The sequence below is a fragment of the Streptomyces roseus genome (assembly GCF_001044425.1).
Lineage (GTDB): Bacteria > Actinomycetota > Actinomycetes > Streptomycetales > Streptomycetaceae > Streptomyces > Streptomyces roseus.
The window spans coordinates 1-16302 of sequence record NZ_LFML01000057.1; the positions used below are offsets into that span (position 1 = coordinate 1).

Below are 16302 nucleotides of genomic sequence, written 5' to 3' on the forward strand. Positions count from 1 at the left end.
CGCGCCCGGCCCCCACGTCGCACCCGCTCCGCACGCCGCGCCCGGCCCCCACGCTGCGCCCGCCGCCGACGTCACCGCCGCCGACGAGGCCACTGCCGCCACCCCCGCACCCGACTCCTGCCGCTTCGCCGTCCTCGGGCCCATCCGCGCCTGGCGCGGCGGCGAGGCGCTGCCCTCCGGGACCCCCCAGCAGCGCGCCCTGCTCGCCGCGCTCCTGCTGCGCGGCGGCCGTACCGCGACCGCGCCCGAGCTGATCGACGCCATCTGGGGCGAGGACCCGCCGCAGCAGGCCCTCGCCACGATCCGTACGTACGCCTCCCGCCTGCGCAAGGTCCTCGCGCCCGGCATGCTCGTCACCGAGTCCGGCGGCTACGCCATCCACACCCCCGCCGACGCCCTCGACCTCGGCGTCGCCCGCGGCCTCGCCGCCGACGCCGAGCAGGCCCGCGGGGTCGGCAACCGCATCCTCGCCCGTACGCTGCTCGACCGCGCCCTGGACCTGTGGGACGGGGAGCCGCTCGCCGGGGTCCCCGGCCCGCACGCCGACACCGAGCGCACGCGCCTGCAGGAATGGCGCCTCCAGCTGCTGGAGACCCGCCTCGACCTCGACCTGGAGGTCGGCCACCACGCCGAGGCCGTCTCCGAGCTGACCGCCCTCACCGCCGCCCACCCGCTGCGGGAGCGGCTGCGCGAGCTCCTCATGCTCGCCCTGTACCGCAGCGGCCGGCAGGCCGAGGCCCTCGCCGTGTACGCCGACACCCGCCGGCTGCTCGCCGACGAACTCGGCGTGGACCCCCGACCCGAACTCGCCGCGCTCCAGCAGCGCATCCTGCGCGCGGACGCCGAACTCGCCCGCGCCGAAGACCCGGCCCCCGCCGCCGCGCCCGCACTCGTAAGGCCCGCACAGTTGCCCGCCACCGTCGCCGACTTCACCGGCCGCGCCACCTTCGTCACGGAGCTCGGCGAAATCCTCTCCGGCGTCGGGGGCCAGGTCATGGCCGTCTCCGCGCTCGCCGGCATCGGCGGCGTCGGCAAGACCACCCTCGCCGTGCACGTCGCGCACGCCGCCCGACCGCACTTCCCCGACGGCCAGCTCTACGTGGACCTCCAGGGCACCGAGCCGCGCCCCGCCGAACCCGTCGCCGTCCTCGGCTCCTTCCTGCGCGCCCTCGGCACCCCCGACACGGCCATCCCGGACAGCGCCGCCGAGCGGGCCGCGCTCTACCGCTCCATCCTCGACGGGCGCCGCATCCTGGTCCTTCTCGACAACGCCCGCGACGCCGCCCAGGTCCGCCCGCTGCTGCCGGGCACCGCGGGCTGCGCCGCGCTCGTCACCAGCCGGGTCCGGATGGCGGGCCTCGCCGGGGCCCATCTCGTCGACCTCGACGTGATGAGCCCCGAGGAGGCCCTCCAGCTGTTCACCCTGATCGTGGGCGCGGAGCGCGTCGGCGCCGAACGCCAGGCCGCCCTCGACGTGGTCGGGGCCTGCGGGTTCCTGCCGCTCGCCATCCGCATCGCCGCCTCCCGGCTCGCCGCCCGCCGCACCTGGACGGTGTCCGTCCTCGCCGCCAAGCTCGCCGACGAACGCCGCCGCCTCGACGAGCTCCAGGCCGGCGACCTCGCCGTCAAGGCCACCTTCGAGCTCGGCTACGGACAGCTGGAGCCCGAGCAGCAGCGCGCCTTCCGGCTCCTCGGCCTCGCCGACGGGCCCGACATCTCCCTCTCCGCCGCGGCCGCCGTACTCGACCTGCCCGAGTACGACACCGAAGACCTCCTCGAAGCCCTGGTGGACTGCTCCCTCCTCGAATCGGCCGCGCCCGGCCGCTACCGCTTCCACGACCTCGTACGGCTCTACGCGCGTGCGTGCGCCGAGCGCGACGAGCAGCCGCCGAGCAGCCGCGACGCCGCCCTGGACCGGCTCCTGGACTTCTACCTCGCCACCGCCTCCGCGGTGTACGCGGTGGAGCGGCCCGGCGACCGGCTGCCCGCCCACCTGTCCGCGACCCACTACCCCGGCCTGCGCTTCGCCGAGTCGCGCGCCGCCCTGGACTGGCTGTACGCCGAGGCGGACCCGCTGCTGGCGTGCGTGCGGCAGGCCTCCGTACGCCGGGCCGGGCGGGCGGACGTACTGCGCCGGGCCGTCGACCTGCTGTGGGCCGCGAAGGACCTCGCCGAGTCGGGGGCCAACTCCAAGCAGTACGAGTCCGCGGCCGTGGCCCTGCGCGACGCCGCGCACGCCGCGAAGGACCCGCACGCGGAGGGCCGCGCCCGGACCACCCTGACCAACGTCCACCTGGTCGCCGGCCGCTTCGGCGAGGCCGACGAGGAGGCCCGCCAGGCGATGGACCTCGCCCGCGAGGCCGGCGACCCGCTGCCCAGCTGCTGGGCGCCCAACGACCGCGGGATCATCGCCCTCTACCAGGGACGGCACGCCGACGGCGAGCGGTACCTGCTGGAGGCCATCGAGAACTTCCGCGCCGACGGCAACCACATCGGCGAGGCCAGCGCCCTGTGCAACCTCTCCCGGATCCACGTCGAGCTGGGCCGGCTGACCAGCGCCATCGAGCTGGCCCAGCAGGGCATCGCCATATACGACCGGATGGGCCTGACCCTGCGCCTGGCCAACGGCCGCTACGCGCTGGGCATCGCCCTCACCGAGGCCGGACGGCTCGGCGAGGCGCAGGCGCAGCTGACCGAGGCGCTCTCGCTGTTCCACGACAACCGGCAGCCGCTGTGGGAGGGCGTGACGCACTTCCGGCTCGCCGTGGCCCATCTGGCGGCCCACCGGCCCACGCTGGCCGCCGCGCACGCCGAGCAGGCGATCGCGCTGCGCGGGATCGGCGGGGAGTGGCGGCGGGCGACCGTGCTGACCGTGCTGGGCAAGGCGCTGCGCAGGCTGGGGCAGCGGGACCGGGCGCGGGTGTGCTGGCGGGACGCGGAGGTCGTGTTCAAGCAGCTGAAGTCGACGGAACTGGCCGAAGTCCAGGCGCTGCTGGCATCGGAGATCGCGGCCTGAGCCGAGTGTGCCGGCGGCGCCGTCCGAGCGGTCCGGGCCGTCCGAACCGCGGCGATCGGCGGCCGGCCGGGGGTCTGTCGGCGGTCGCCCGGCGCCCGGTCGGCCGCTGATCGCCCGATGAACGAGGCATTCATCGTTCGTTTATCGCCGCCCGGCACGATAGGGACATCGACTCACCGCGTCGGGGGGCGCGGGAGTCGGCTGGAGGACCGCCCGTTCGGCGGTCCGCGGGGGAATCGCCGAACGGGCCCGACCCATCCATCAGGAGAACCGATGACGACGAACGAGAACATCCTGCCGAACGACGGCGACATGAAGCCGATGGACAACCACGCGTCCGGCATCGAGATCAAGCCGCTCGCCGACGGCCTGGCACCGGGCGTCGACATCACACCGATGGACAACCACGCCTCCGGCATCGAGATCAAGCCGGTGGACACGAAGCCGGCTGCGGCCGAGGACATCGTGGCGATGGACAACCACGCCTCGGGACCGCGGCCGTAAGACGTCCCACGGGGGATCACGGGGGACGGGGGGACGGCCCTACGGGGGATACGCGGGGCCGGGATCGACGGGGGGGCCACGGCGGGGTTCGGGGGAACCCGCCGTGGTCGACGGGGGAGCACGAGCCGGCGGGGTCACGGGGGAACCACCGGTGAGCAGGGCAACGGGGGAGCACACAAGGACGGCGGCCGCGGTGGCCCGGAGGGGGAGCCACCGCGGCCGTCGTCGCATGCCCGCGTCCGGAGGCCGCCCGTGAGGCGGGGTCCGGCACGGTCCTCCCCCTCACTAGGCTGGACCCGTGTTCACCTCACAGGGACCCACCGTCCGCGAGCTCGCCGTGCAGGCCCTCTCGTCCGTCGAGCGGGGGTACGACCTGCTCTCCCCCAAGTTCGACCAGACCCCGTTCCGCACCCCCGACCGCATGCTCGACGCCGTCGAGGAGACGCTCGCCCAGCGGGAGGGCTCCTTCGAAGCCGGGCTCGACGTGTGCTGCGGGACCGGCGCCGGGCTCGGGATGCTGCGGCGGCTGTGCCGGGGCCGGGTGACCGGGGTGGACCTGAGCGCGGGCATGCTGGCGCAGGCCGCGCGGGCGCACCCCGAAGAGCGCGTCGACCTCGTACGGGCCGACGCGCGGGCGCTGCCGGCCAAGCTGGCGGACTCGTACGACCTCGCCGTCAGCTTCGGGGCCTTCGGCCACTTCCTCCCGGCCGAGCGGCCCGCCCTCTTCGCCGGGGTCCACGCCGCCCTGCGCCCGGGCGGCCTCTTCGCGTTCCCGATCGGCGCACCGATCCCGCCGGCCTCGCCCGTGTGGTGGGCGGTGGCGGGCTTCGACGCGGCGATGCGGGTGCGCAACGCCGTCTGGCGGCCGCCGTTCGTCATGTACTACCGGACGTTCCCGCTGGGCGACGTCCGCGCCGACCTGCTGGCCGCCGGGTTCGCCGTGGAGACGGCCCCCCTGGACCATTTCGGCCGCCGCGGCGACGGAACCCCGCGCTGGCGCCTGCTCCTGGCCCGCAAGCCCGGCCCGGGAGTGCCGCGCCGACCGCCGGTACGCCAGCACGAGCCCGCGTAGGCTGACCCCGCATCCGACCGGGACCCACCGTGACCGGCTCAAGGTGGCGGTCCCGTTCCCCGCGGACATCGACCTGGGCACGCTCACTCCCTGACCAGGCGGGAGCGGAGTTCGCGTTTGAGGACCTTTCCGCTCGCGTTGCGCGGGAGTTCGGTGACGAACTCGACCTCGCGCGGGACCTTGTAGTTGGCCATCTCCCGGCGGGACCAGGCGATCAGGTCGTCGGCGGTGAGGGTGGAGCGGGGGCGGCGGACCGCGTACGCCTTGCCGACCTCGCCCAGGCGCGGGTCGGGGACGCCGACCACGGCCACGTCGGCTATGTCCGGGTGCAGGCCGAGGAGTTGCTCGATCTCGGCCGGGTAGGCGTTGAACCCGCCGACGATGAACATGTCCTTGATCCGGTCGGTGATGCGCAGGTTGCCCCCGGCGTCGAGGATCCCGATGTCGCCGGTGCGCAGCCAGCCGTCGGCGGTGAGGGCTCCGGCGGTCTCGGCGGGGTCCTCGAAGTAGCCCTGCATGACGTGGTGGCCGCGCACCCACACCTCGCCCGCGGTGCCGGCGGGCTGGGCCCTGCCCTGCCGGTCGGCGACGACCTTCACCTCCGTGTCGGGGATGGGCCGCCCGGAGGTGGAGGCGATGACCTCGGCGGGGTCCCCGCGGCGGCACATGGTGACGATGCCGCTGGCCTCGGAGAGCCCGTACGCGGTGAGGACGGTGGAGATGCGCAGTTCGCCGCGGAGCCGTTCGACGAGCCGGAGCGGGACGACGGTGGCGCCGGTGACGACGAGCCGCAGCGCCGACAGGTCGTGCTGGTCGCGCTGGGGGTGGTCGAGGAGGGCCTGGTGGAGGGTGGGCGGTCCCGGGAGCACGGAGATCCGCTCGGCGGCGATGTTGGCGAGGACGGTGTCCACGTCGAAGACGGGCTGCGGGACCATCGTGGCGCCGCGCATCAGGCACGCGATGATGCCGGCCTTGTAGCCGAAGGTGTGGAAGAAGGGGTTCACGATCAGGTAGCGGTCGCCCTCGCGCAGCCCGGCGAGCTCGCTCCAGACGTCGTAGCAGCGCAGCGACTGGGCGTGGGTGATGACGGCGCCCTTGGGGCTGCCCGTGGTGCCGGAGGTGAAGATGATGTCCGAGGGGGCCTCGGGGCGGATCGACTCGGCCCGCTCGCGGACCGTCTCGGCGCGGATCCCCTCCCCGCCGGCCAGGAAGTCCTTCCAGGTGCGGAAGGACTCCGGGGCGTCCTCGGCGAGCACGACGACCTGTTCGAGGTGCGGCAGCCCGGGCAGCGGTCCGCCGCCCTCCCCTTCGGCAGCGGCCCGGCGCAGGGAGGCGACGTACGAGGTGCCGAGGAAGGTGCCGGTGACGAAGAGGAGCCTGGCCCGGCTGCGCCGCAGGACGTACGCGGCCTCCGCGCCCTTGAAACGGGTGTTGAGGGGGACCAGGACGGCGCCCGCCGAGACCGCGCCGAGCGCGGAGACGATCCACTCCAGGGTGTTGGGCGCCCAGACGGCGACGCGGTCCCCGGGCTCGATCCCGGCGGCGATGGCGGCGGCGGCGGACCGCTCCACGCGCTCGCCGAGCTGCGCGTAGCCGATGCGGACGCGCCCGTCGACGACGGCCTCGCGGTCGGCGTACTCCACGGCCGCCGAGCGCACCAGTCCCGCGATGGAGCGCCAGCGCAGGTCCCCCCGCGCGTCTTCGGTCATCGCACACCCCTCCCAGTAGCTGACTATCCGTCAGATTAGCTGTAGCCTTCGCGGCTGTCAGTACTGGTGCAGCCCCGGAGGTGGCGATGGCGGCAACACTCAAGGACGCTACGGCGATAGTCGGGATCGGCCAGACCGCCTTTGCCAAACGGCTCCCCGAGTCGGAGAAGGAACTGGCGTGCCGTGCCATCCTCGCCGCCCTCGCGGACGCCGGAATAGCGCCCTCCGAAATCGACGCCTTCTCCTCCTACACGATGGAGGAGACCGACGAGGTCGAGGTGGCCAAGGCCATCGGCGCCGGGGACGTCACCTTCTTCTCCAAGATCGGCTACGGCGGCGGCGGCTCCTGCGCCACCGTCGGCCACCTCGCGGCCGCCGTCGCCACCGGGCAGGCGAGCGTGGGCGTCGCCTGGCGCTCGCGCAAACGCGGCTCCGGCCCGCGCCCCTGGAAGAACACCGCCGTCCAACTGCCCACCCCCGGCCAGTGGACCCGACCCTTCGGCCTGCTGCGCCCCGCCGACGAGATCGGCATGCTGGCCCGTCGCTACATGCACGAATACGGGGCCACCCGCGACCACCTCTTCAACGTCGCGATGGCCTGCCGCAACCGCGCCAACGAGAACCCGGCCGCGATGATGTACGAGCGCCCACTGACCCGCGAGATGTACATGACCTCGCGCATGATCAGCGACCCGCTCTGCCTCTTCGACAACTGCCTGGAGACGGACGGGGCGCTGGCCTGCGTGATCGTGAGCGCCGAGCGCGCCCGCGACTGCCGCCGGAAGCCCGTGTACGTCCACTCCGTCGCCCAGGGCCTGCCCGCCCAGCACCACGGCATGGTCAACTACTGGAACGACGACCCGCTCTCCGGGCCCGCCTGGACCGCCGCCCGGCACCTGTGGAAGCAGGCCGACTTCGGTCCCCAGGACGTGGACGTGGCCCAGATCTACGACGCGTTCACCCCGCTCATCCCGCTGTCCCTGGAGGGCTACGGCTTCTGCGGGCGCGGCGAGGGCGCCGCGTTCACCGAGGGCGGGGCCCTGGAGATGGGTGGGCGGCTCCCGATCAACACCGGCGGCGGCGGACTGTCCGAGGCCTACGTGCACGGCTTCAACCTGATCAACGAGGGCGTCAAGCAGCTCCGGGGCGTCTCCACCGCCCAGGTGCCGGACGCCGCGACCTGCCTGGTGACGGCGGGCGAGGGTGTCCCGACGTCCGCGATCCTGCTGAGGAGCTGACCGATGACCACACCCTCACCCGCCGCGGACGAACTGCTGGTGCCCGTCCCCGACGAGGACGGCGCCCCCTTCTGGGAGTACGCCGCCCGGGGCGAACTCCGCGTCCAGGCCTGCGCCTCCTGCGGCCGGCTCCGCTTCCCGCCGCGCCCCTGCTGCCCGCACTGCCAGTCGTTCGACTCCGAATGGCGCCCGATGAGCGGCCGGGGCCGGATCTGGTCGTACGTACGGCCGCATCCGCCGCTGCTGCCCGCGTACGCCGCGCAGGCCCCGTACAACGTGATCCTCGTGGAGCTCGCCGACGCCCCGCACATCCGCCTCGCCGGGAACCTGGTCACCTCGGCCGACGCCCCGCTGGACTCGGTGGACCCGGCGCGCCTGCGCATCGGCGCCCGGGTGCAGGTGGTGTTCACGCGGACCGGCGGGGTGACGGTGCCGCGCTGGGTGCCGGAGAAGTCGTGACGGGGGTGCGGGTCGAGCAGGACAAGGCGACCGGGGTCGCGGTCGTCACCCTGGACCGCGAAGCCAGGCACAACGCGATCGACCTGCCTACGGCCGCGGAACTGGCAGCGGTGTGGCGCGAGTTCCGGTTCGCGGACGACGTGCGGGCGGTCGTGCTGACCGGCGCCGGGCGGGCGGCCTTCTGTACGGGCGTCGACCGCGGGGTGGAGGTGCCCCAGCCGTCCTCCCCGTACTCGGTGGACGACCCGCTGGTGGCCATCGGCCCGAAGGCGAACGACCTGTGGAAGCCGGTGATCGCCGCCGTCAACGGCATGGCCTGCGGCGGGGCGTTCTACCTGCTGGGCGAGGCGGAGTTCATCGTCTCCTCCGCGACGGCGACGTACTTCGACCCGCACACGACGTACGGGATGGTCAGCGCGTACGAGGCCGTCTACATGGCGCAGCGGATGCCCTTCGGGGAAGCCGCCCGGATGTCCCTGATGGGGACGGCGGAACGGCTCTCCGCGCGACGGGCGTACGAGATCGGCCTGGTCTCGGAGCTGGCCGAGCCCGAGGAGCTGCTCGCGGCGGCGCTGCGCTCGGCGAGGACCCTGGCCGCCTGTCCGACGGAGGCCGTACAGGGCACGGTACGGGCCCTGTGGTCGGCGAAGCAGGCGGCGCTGCAGCAGGCGCTGGCGCACGCTCCGGCGCTGATCTCGCTGGGGAACCTGGCGCCGGAGCGGCAGGCGGACCTGTTCACGGCACGCCGGGCGGCACCGGCGCCGAGGATCCGCTAGCTGTTGCCTCGGATCGCCTCGCCGGCCGGATGAAGATGGCGGCGAGGCGGCGTATGCGTCGACGCTGCGGCGGCCCCAAGGGTGAGCAGCGGGGCTGAAGACGATCATCCGCTTCGCAGAACTCTGCTGCCCCGCCGCCCAATTGCCGACTGGTTACTGCTGTTGCTGTTGTTGCTGCTGCTGTTGTTGCTGCTGCTGCTGTTGTTGTTGCTGCTGTTGTTGTTGTTGCTGCTGCTGCTGCTGTTGCTGCTGTTGCTGTTGTTGCTGTTGCTGTTGCTGTTGCTGTTGCTGTTGCTGCTGTTGCTGCTGTTGCTGTTGCTGCTGTTGCTGCTGTTGCTGCTGTTGCTGCGGGTTCTGCTGCTGCTGTTGCTGTTGCTGTTGCTGTTGCTGTTGCTGTTGCTGTTGCTGCTGCTGCTGCTGCTGCTGCTGCTGCTGCTGCTGCGGGTTCTGCTGTTGCTGCTGTTGTTGCTGCTGCTGTTGCTGGGTTACCTGATTGATGATTTGGATCAGGATCGGTTGCGCGATGCCGAGGCGCTTACCGGTGGCTTCGGTCGCTGCTCTGGCCTCCGCCTTCACCACCTGCGGCGGCGCGCCTCTCTTGATCGCCGCTTGTGCTGCAGCCGTTCCTGCCTGGAGCGCAGCGGCCGTCTTTGCCGCGGCCGCTGCCGGGCCGACGCAGACCACAGAGCCTACGGAGAAGGGACCCTGGCCCGTAACGGTGACCGGTCCGATGCGACCGGCAGAAGTGGAGCGCACAGACTTTCCGCCGGGCGAGACGGTGAACGTCTTGCCCGCAGCGAAATTCTCTCCCGTCAGCGCGGTTCCGCTCACTCGACACTTAGGGGTGGCAGCGGCGGAAGCCGAGGAGACGGCGGCTCCCGTCATTCCGCCTCCCAGCGCGACCACCACGGCGACGCTCAATACGGCCTTGCCTTTCACGGATTTCTCCTCTCGACACTGCGCCATCACACAACCGGTCAGGTGGGACAGCAGTTGAGGCTCCATCAGGCAGTCGACGCTCGACACACTCCCCCGGCGATCAGGGCACTCCGCCCGTCAGCTGGGGAGCGGCTGTTGGTGTTGCGCGGCGAGTTGACGGGGTCTTCGAAAGCGGGATCTTCCAGTGTGCCCGGAACGCCGTGCTTCCGCGGCGATGGCACCTTCTTCTGTGTCTGTTGACAGGAGGCGGTGTGGCGCTGCGTTGCCGTCCAGCTCGCCCTCAACGGTCTGATAGCGACGCATCCGCCGATTACCGCCACGACCGGCAAAGCCCCAGGGCTACACCATCTCAAGCCGGCTGGAGGGCAGTACATGCCTCTCTTCCACCATGCCCGCCATCCCGTTGGATCGCATCCCGAGTGCGAGGGTGCGGGGGATGCCGGTCGCCCTGTGCACCGCTTTGGCCGGACCGGGATCCACCGGGCCGGTCGGCCCGGCCGGCGAGGCTTCCTCAGCTGATGGTGCCCACGGTGCAGGTGCCGACGTCGGCCGCCTTCTCCTTCTGGCTCATGTCGGCGGTGACCGTGCGGGTCTCGCGGGCCTTGAGCGAGACCCGCACGGTGGTCCGGTCCACGACGCCGTTCGCGCCCTGGAAGACGACCGGGACGTCGACGAGGCGCGCGGTGTCGACGACGGAGGTCACCGTGAGGACGGCTTGCGGCCTGCCGGGACCGGCGCAGGTGACGACCGAGGCGCGTGCGGGTGCACCGGCGCTCTTGGTGGGCGAAGGGGTCGACTTCCCGCTGCCGCCGCTGCCGCCGGTGCTGCCGCTACTGCTGCTGTTGCTGTTGTAGCCGCTGCGCTTCTTGGAGCTGGAGCAACCGCCACCGCTGCCGCTTCCGCTGCTCTTCGAGCCGTGCCCGTGCCCGCTCGAAGAGAATCCGGTGAGCGCGAACACGACGGCGACCAGCACCGCGGTGAACCTGATCCGACGTCCAGCCGCCATGGCCCGATCCCCTCCCCTGGACAACGGCGGGCCACGCTACCACCGCTCGCCCCGGCACCCCGGAGGCCCGGGGTCCCGGGATCAGTACTCGCCGTCGAGTGCGGAGGGAGAGGCGGCGCGGAAGCAGGCGGACACGACGCTGAAGAGGATCAGCGAGCCCCCGGTGGCCGATTTCTTCTCGCCCGTGATGTGCACGGCGAACTGCTCGGCCTTGTTCTCGGCGTAGATCTCGGGGTCCTGTGCCTGGCTGTTGGCCTTGCCGTCCTTGGTGATCTTCCAGCCGTTCGCACCGAGCGCCTTGCGCAGGTTCTGCATACCCTCCTCGACCTGCGCGTCGGAGATCTCGTACACCGACCACGGGTGGTCGGTGGAGAACAGGTCGTCCCCGTACTCCCGGCAGCGCGTGACGCTCGGCCCGGGCTGGGTCACCTTGCCCTTGACCCCGGTCATCTCCAGCAGCCGGCTGGAGATCTCCTTCGTCTTCGCGCGCGCAGGATCCGGATCCATCCTGACGGGCTCGTAACTCAGTTCTTTCACGTTGGAACACCCCACAGACAACAGGGAAAGCGAACCGGCAAGAAGGACGGCGAGCGCCGTGGCCCGCAAGCGTATGGAGTTCGTGCGATCAGCCGTTGGCTTCCACATGTCAGTCAAGGACCACCTTGTCGTAACGACCGGCCACCACTCTCGCCTGGTTCTCAAGACTGAAGGAATCCTTTCTCCAGTAGTCGGTGTGGCTGTCCGCGTCGTTGTCCATGATATGGGCACCGAAATCCTCATCCGATGGCACGTTCTGCCCCCAGACCGAGCCGAACGGCAATATTTCCTTCCAGAACGGCGTACCTCCGCCGAGTCCCGCGACCTTGCCGCCCGCCGGCACCTGGTCCTTGGTGAAGGACGCGGCTTCCGACCACACGTGCCCCTCTTCGACGTCCAGGTCCTTGGCGTGGCCGACCAGCATGCCGGGGCTGCCCGCCACCAGGATGTCGTCCGTCCGCAGGTCGCCCGCGTTGGAGGCCGCGCCGATGACGGTGCTGCCGTAGCTGTGCCCGATGAGCGTGGTGTGGCTTGCGCCGTCGCCGCCCTGGATGTGCTCCAGGCCCGCCATGAAGTGGTTCAGGTCGGGCGCCGCATCATGGGCGTAGCCCTTGGTCATCGCCTCGGGAACGATGCTCTGCGGCGCGTCGTATCCGATCCACGTAATGGTGGACACGTTCTGGCCGGGCACCTGGGCGTGAGTTTTCTTCCACAGCTCACCCATGTGACCGATGTAGTCTTCGCTCTTCTCGATGGCCGTGAAAGTACCGGGGACGAACACGGCCGTGTGGTCGGCCGTTTCCGGGTTGCCGTTCGCCACGATGGCCCGTCCTCCGCCCTTGGTGTCGAAACCGAGGAGATAGGCCTCCGGCAGGCCTTCCTTGCCCGTCGCGTCGAAACGGGCCTGGATGGCGTTCATGCCGTCGAGGTTCCTCTTCAGGAATTCCTTGTCCTTGGCGTACTTGTCGTTCCACTCGCGCCACTCGTCGGTCTCTTCGCGCGTCCAGGCGCGGCCGTGCTGGACGTAGTGGTACCTGGGCTGGGGTTCCTTGGGGATCCCGTCGTACCTGATCTGGAACTCGGCCGTCTTCTCGGCCAGTACGGTGCGGTTCGCCTCGTCCCGGACCACGGAGGGCAGCCCGTCCAGCGCGCCCACCTCCGCCGCGTTCAGGGAGAGGTACGCCGACTGCTCGTCCGGGGACAGCCCCTTCCACCAGTCCGCGTTCGCCTTCGGGTCGTCGCCCTTGGGCGGGGGCTTGATGTGCTCCAGGTAGTCCTTGGCCCCGGCGCGGACGTCCGCGGTGTCGCCCTGGACGTCGGCCCAGTCCTTGTCGGAGACGACCAGGTCGTCGTCAGCCTTGAGCTTGCGCAGCTTGGGCGCCCACATCGCGTCGGCTTCGGTGGCCTCGGCGACCGCCTGCGCGATGCGGTTGGCGATCGCCACCGCCTTGCCGAAGTTCGGGTTGGGGTGGATGTTCGCCGCCTGCCGCTCCAGGGCGGCGGACAGGTCGTTGGCGTCCCGCGTCGGGTCGATGACGGTGCCGGCGGGCTTGCCCTTGGCGCTGCCGGTGACCGTGCCGCCCTCGGGCAGCTTCCCGTCCTTCTCCTCACCGCCGGGGGGATAGGTCACCGAGCCGTCCGCGCCCACGGTCAGCTTCTGGTGCGCCGCGTCCTCCAGGGCATCGTCCAGCTTCTTCTTCGCGTCCGTCATCGCCGCTGCGAACGCCTTGAGGGAGGTGGCCGCCAGACCGCATTCCACTTGCACGTAGTGGAAGTTCTTCGCCAGGTCCCGAAGCGATCCCAGCGCGGCCTCCACGGCCACGCCGTGCAGACCTTCCCGCAGGCGGGCCGATATCTGCCCCTCGGTGTCCCCGTAGGCGTGGTCGGCCATGTCGCTGGCCGCCTTGTAGCCGTCGGCCGCCTCGGTGAACTCGGACGGCTTGAGGGCCTTGAGTGCTGCGTAGTCCATGGGTCAGGCTCACCGGCCCCCGTCGCCGCCGGTGGCGGGGGTGTCCTTGTACTGCGCGTCGATCTGGTCGAAGCCGCCCCGGATGGCCTCGTCGTTCTCGTACTGGCCCTGGCCCGCCTTCTCCAGGGGCCCCCGGAGGGCGGCGCACTTGCCCGCCAGGTTCTCCAGGTACGTCTTCCAGGACTGGTACAGCTCGGCTTGGGCCGTCGCGCTCTCCACGCCGGTCGGGGCAGCGCCCTTCTGGCCCGTCTCCAACGCGCTCACGCCGGTCTTGACGCTCGTGGACAGACCGCCGAGGTCTTTGCTCGCCCGGCTCCAGACCGCCTGGTCGGACTTCAGGTCGCCGCTGCCCCCGCCGCCGCCACCGGCGGCGGGTGCGGCGCTCGCGAGGCGCATGTCCGCCCCCGCCGCCGCCTGCTGTTTGAGCCCCGCCCACTCCGTGTCGAAGGTCACCACGCCTGATCGTCCCCCGTCTTCGTTTTGTTCGGACCGAGGAATCATCCTATGAACACATTCGCAAAGCACGGATCCGATCCAACCCGGCTCGGGCGCCTCAGACTTCGCCCCCTGCGCCCTCCGCCGTCACCGCGGGTCGGTGTCCTTGAAGCACCGGGAGTACACGCTGAAGTTGATCAGGTTTTCGCCCCCGTCGGAGGCGTCCATCCAGCTGGCCTCAAGCTGGGTGTGGGTCGTCTCGTGGACGGCGAAGACCTCGGGCGTCTTCGCCTTGGTGTGGGGGTTCGGGCCGTTCTTCACGACCTTCCAGCCGTTCGCCGGCAGCTGCTCCGCGAGACGGCGCATGCCCGTGCCGAGCGTGTCGTGGTCCACGCCGTAGACGGACCAGACGTACCGGACGGATCGCAGGCCCTTCTCCTTCTCCCCGCCCGTGCCGCAGGGGTGGGTCACCGGTCCTCCCTCCGTCACCTTGCCCTTGACCTGGGTCAGATCCCGGGCCTTGCCCGACAGGTCACCGACTTCCTTCTCCACCTCCTGGTGGCTGCGGGGCCGGGGGTCGTACGCGCGCCGGGGTCCGTCGTCCGCGGACGAGCATCCTGCGGTGAGGGTCAGGGCGCCCAGAAGCGCCATCGCTGTGATGGTGACGTTGCGCCCGCTTCGTGCGGCCACTCGTGGGCCTCCCCTTCGAGGTCGACTCTGCCGTGCCGGCCGGGGACGACGGCCGCCCCGCTGCGCGGGTTGAGGAAGGCCGGCCGTTCTCCTCGTCCGGGCAAACGGCGGCGGCCCCGTCCCACGTGCGGGGGCGGGGCCGACCAGCCGGTGCGGCGGGTGGTGCGGTGGTGCGGTGGTGCGGGTGGATCAGGCCTCGACGACGCCCGAGGCGGCGATCTCGATCTTGCCGCGGGTGGCGCCCGAGGGGGTGCCGAGCTTCTCGATGGCGTCGACGATCTCGGAGCCCTCGACGACCTCGCCGAAGACGACGTGCTTGCCGTCCAGCCACGGGGTGACGACGGTGGTGATGAAGAACTGCGAGCCGTTGGTGTTGCGGCCGGCGTTCGCCATCGACAGCAGGTACGGGCGGTCGTGCTTCAGCGTGAAGTTCTCGTCGGCGAACTTCTCGCCGTAGATGCTCTTGCCGCCGGTGCCGTTCTGGTTGGTGAAGTCGCCACCCTGGAGCATGAACTGCGGGATGACGCGGTGGAACGGCGAGCCCGCGTAGCCGAAGCCGTGCTGGCCGGTGGCCAGCTCGCGGAAGTTCTTCGCGGTCTGCGGCACGACGTCGTCGAAGAGGTTGAAGACGATGCGGCCGGCGGGCTTGCCGTCGATGTTGATGTCGAAGTAAACGTTGCTCATGGGGTCCATCCTGTCACTCCCGGTGCCGCACGCGACCCGGAGGGGCCCGAAAACCCTCACCCAGCCGTACGCGTGCCCGTGCCCTTGGCCGCGTCCAGGGCGTAGACGCAGCGGTCCTTGCTGCATGCGTAGACCACCCCCGCCTCGGCCACCGGGGCTCCCGTGATCTCCCCGCCGGTGGCCAGCTTCCAGCGCAGCTGGCCGCCCGCCGCGTCCAGGGTGTACAGGCAGTGGTCGGCCGAGCCGAAGTGCACCCGGCCGTCCGCGACCGCCGGCGGGCCGGTGATCTCGCCGCCCGCCGCGAAGCGCCACTTCGGGGTGCCGGTGACCGCGTCGAGCGTGTACAGCGCGCTGCCCGCGCCCAGGTGGACGTTGCCGTTCGCGACCATCACCGGGTCCGAGGAGGGCCGCGGCTCGGTGGCGATGCGCCAGCGGTCCTTGCCGGTGGCCGCGTCGAGGGCGTACACGGTGCCCAGGTAGTCGGCGAGGTAGACCCCGCCGCCCGTGACCGCCGCGCCCGGCGCGAACGCCGGGGCCGCCAGGAAGACCGCCGGGGCCTCGAAGTGCCAGCGGACCCGGCCCGAGGCCCGGTCGACGGACAGGACGCGGGTGCCGGCGGCGACGTAGACGTTGCCGTCCGGGGCCGGGGTGACCCGTACGGGGACGTTGCCGCAGGAGGCCGCGTCGCCGACCGGGTACGACCAGGACTCGCGGCCGCTGCGCGCGTCGAGGGCGCGCAGCCGCGCGTCCTGCCACACGTACACCGTGCCGTCGTGGAGGACGGGGGCCGCCTCCGGGGTCTCGAAGTCGCTCTGGGCGCCGGTCAGCTCCCACAGCTTCTGCCCGTTGGAGGCCTCCCAGCCCTGTACGCCGCCGCCGCGCGTGGCGGTGACCACGGTGCCCCGGTCGGCGCGCAGGGCGTACACCCAGGCGTCGGTGTTCAGCCGCCAGCGCTCGGAGCCGTCGCCGGCGTCGAGCGCGTAGAGGGAGGGGCCGTCGGAGGCGTGGATGCGGCCGTCCGCGACGGCCATGGACCAGGCGACGTCGCGGGTCTTGAACTGGCGGCGGCCGCTGGCCACGTCCAGGGCGTGCACCTCGAAGGAGGTCACGTACAGCAGGTCTCCGGCGACGGTCGGGGTGCCCCAGACCTCGTTCGACATGCGGAAGCGCCAGGGGCGCCAGCGGCCGCTGTCGGGCCCCGCGGCGGGCGAGGGGACCCCGGCCGGAGCGGAGGCGGAGGCCGGTGCGTGGGAGGCCGCCACGCCGCC

Annotated in this window: 15 protein-coding genes; 6 read left to right on the plus strand and 9 right to left on the minus strand. The window is 71.8% G+C overall.

Going from position 1 to position 16302, the window contains the following annotated elements:
* The 3 genes from afsR to ACS04_RS15295 form a co-directional block, all read left to right on the plus strand.
* Positions 1-3016 (plus strand): SARP-family global regulator AfsR (gene afsR / locus ACS04_RS15285; RefSeq protein ID WP_245236403.1); only part of this gene is annotated, 3016 nt, incomplete at its 5' end.
* A gap of 273 nt (positions 3017-3289) precedes the next feature.
* Positions 3290-3520 (plus strand): hypothetical protein, encoded by a 231-nt coding sequence (locus ACS04_RS15290; RefSeq protein WP_053080780.1) that lies wholly within the window; start codon positions 3290-3292, stop codon positions 3518-3520.
* Between the two features lie 298 nt (positions 3521-3818).
* The gene (locus tag ACS04_RS15295; RefSeq protein WP_048477149.1) at positions 3819-4592 is read left to right on the plus strand and encodes a class I SAM-dependent methyltransferase; all 774 of its coding nucleotides are present in this window, start codon (positions 3819-3821) and stop codon (positions 4590-4592) included.
* A gap of 83 nt (positions 4593-4675) precedes the next feature.
* Here ACS04_RS15295 and ACS04_RS15300 read toward each other — a convergent pair whose 3' ends face one another.
* Entirely contained in the window at positions 4676-6301 is a 1626-nt protein-coding gene (locus ACS04_RS15300; protein ID WP_048477150.1) for a FadD3 family acyl-CoA ligase, read from the minus strand.
* A gap of 86 nt (positions 6302-6387) precedes the next feature.
* On the opposite strand from ACS04_RS15300, the gene ACS04_RS15305 reads away from it, so the two are divergent.
* The 3 genes from ACS04_RS15305 to ACS04_RS15315 are packed head-to-tail and all read left to right on the plus strand — an operon-like array spanning position 6388 to position 8774.
* Positions 6388-7539, plus strand: a complete 1152-nt coding sequence (locus tag ACS04_RS15305; protein WP_048477151.1) for a lipid-transfer protein — start codon at positions 6388-6390, stop codon at positions 7537-7539.
* 3 nt (positions 7540-7542) lie between these two features.
* Positions 7543-7998 (plus strand): Zn-ribbon domain-containing OB-fold protein, encoded by a 456-nt coding sequence (locus tag ACS04_RS15310; protein WP_048477152.1) that lies wholly within the window; start codon positions 7543-7545, stop codon positions 7996-7998.
* Between the two features lie 5 nt (positions 7999-8003).
* The gene (locus ACS04_RS15315; RefSeq protein WP_048477158.1) at positions 8004-8774 is read left to right on the plus strand and encodes an enoyl-CoA hydratase/isomerase family protein; all 771 of its coding nucleotides are present in this window, start codon (positions 8004-8006) and stop codon (positions 8772-8774) included.
* A 153-nt stretch (positions 8775-8927) separates the two neighbouring features.
* Here ACS04_RS15315 and ACS04_RS38890 read toward each other — a convergent pair whose 3' ends face one another.
* The 8 genes from ACS04_RS38890 to ACS04_RS15355 form a co-directional block, all read right to left on the minus strand.
* A complete protein-coding gene (locus tag ACS04_RS38890; RefSeq protein WP_209441702.1) occupies positions 8928-9713 on the minus strand; it encodes a hypothetical protein in 786 nt (261 codons plus the stop codon).
* A 511-nt stretch (positions 9714-10224) separates the two neighbouring features.
* A complete protein-coding gene (locus ACS04_RS15325; RefSeq protein WP_048477153.1) occupies positions 10225-10719 on the minus strand; it encodes a hypothetical protein in 495 nt (164 codons plus the stop codon).
* Positions 10720-10800: 81 nt separating this feature from the next.
* Positions 10801-11256 carry a hypothetical protein gene (locus tag ACS04_RS15330; RefSeq protein WP_158977279.1) on the minus strand — a complete coding sequence of 152 codons (456 nt, stop codon included), beginning with the start codon at positions 11254-11256 and terminating at the stop codon, positions 10801-10803.
* Positions 11257-11365: 109 nt separating this feature from the next.
* Entirely contained in the window at positions 11366-13225 is a 1860-nt protein-coding gene (locus tag ACS04_RS15335) for an alpha/beta hydrolase (protein ID WP_048477154.1), read from the minus strand.
* A gap of 9 nt (positions 13226-13234) precedes the next feature.
* The gene (locus ACS04_RS15340) at positions 13235-13678 is read right to left on the minus strand and encodes a hypothetical protein (RefSeq protein ID WP_158977282.1); all 444 of its coding nucleotides are present in this window, start codon (positions 13676-13678) and stop codon (positions 13235-13237) included.
* 129 nt (positions 13679-13807) lie between these two features.
* Complete coding sequence (locus tag ACS04_RS38180) at positions 13808-14311, minus strand: hypothetical protein (protein WP_053080783.1); 504 nt, start codon at positions 14309-14311, stop codon at positions 13808-13810.
* A 228-nt stretch (positions 14312-14539) separates the two neighbouring features.
* Positions 14540-15034: a peptidylprolyl isomerase gene (locus ACS04_RS15350; protein ID WP_048477155.1), complete on the minus strand. Its 495-nt coding sequence runs from the start codon at positions 15032-15034 to the stop codon at positions 14540-14542.
* Between the two features lie 56 nt (positions 15035-15090).
* The coding region (locus ACS04_RS15355; protein WP_048477163.1) for an outer membrane protein assembly factor BamB family protein at positions 15091-16302 on the minus strand (1212 nt) is incomplete at its 5' end.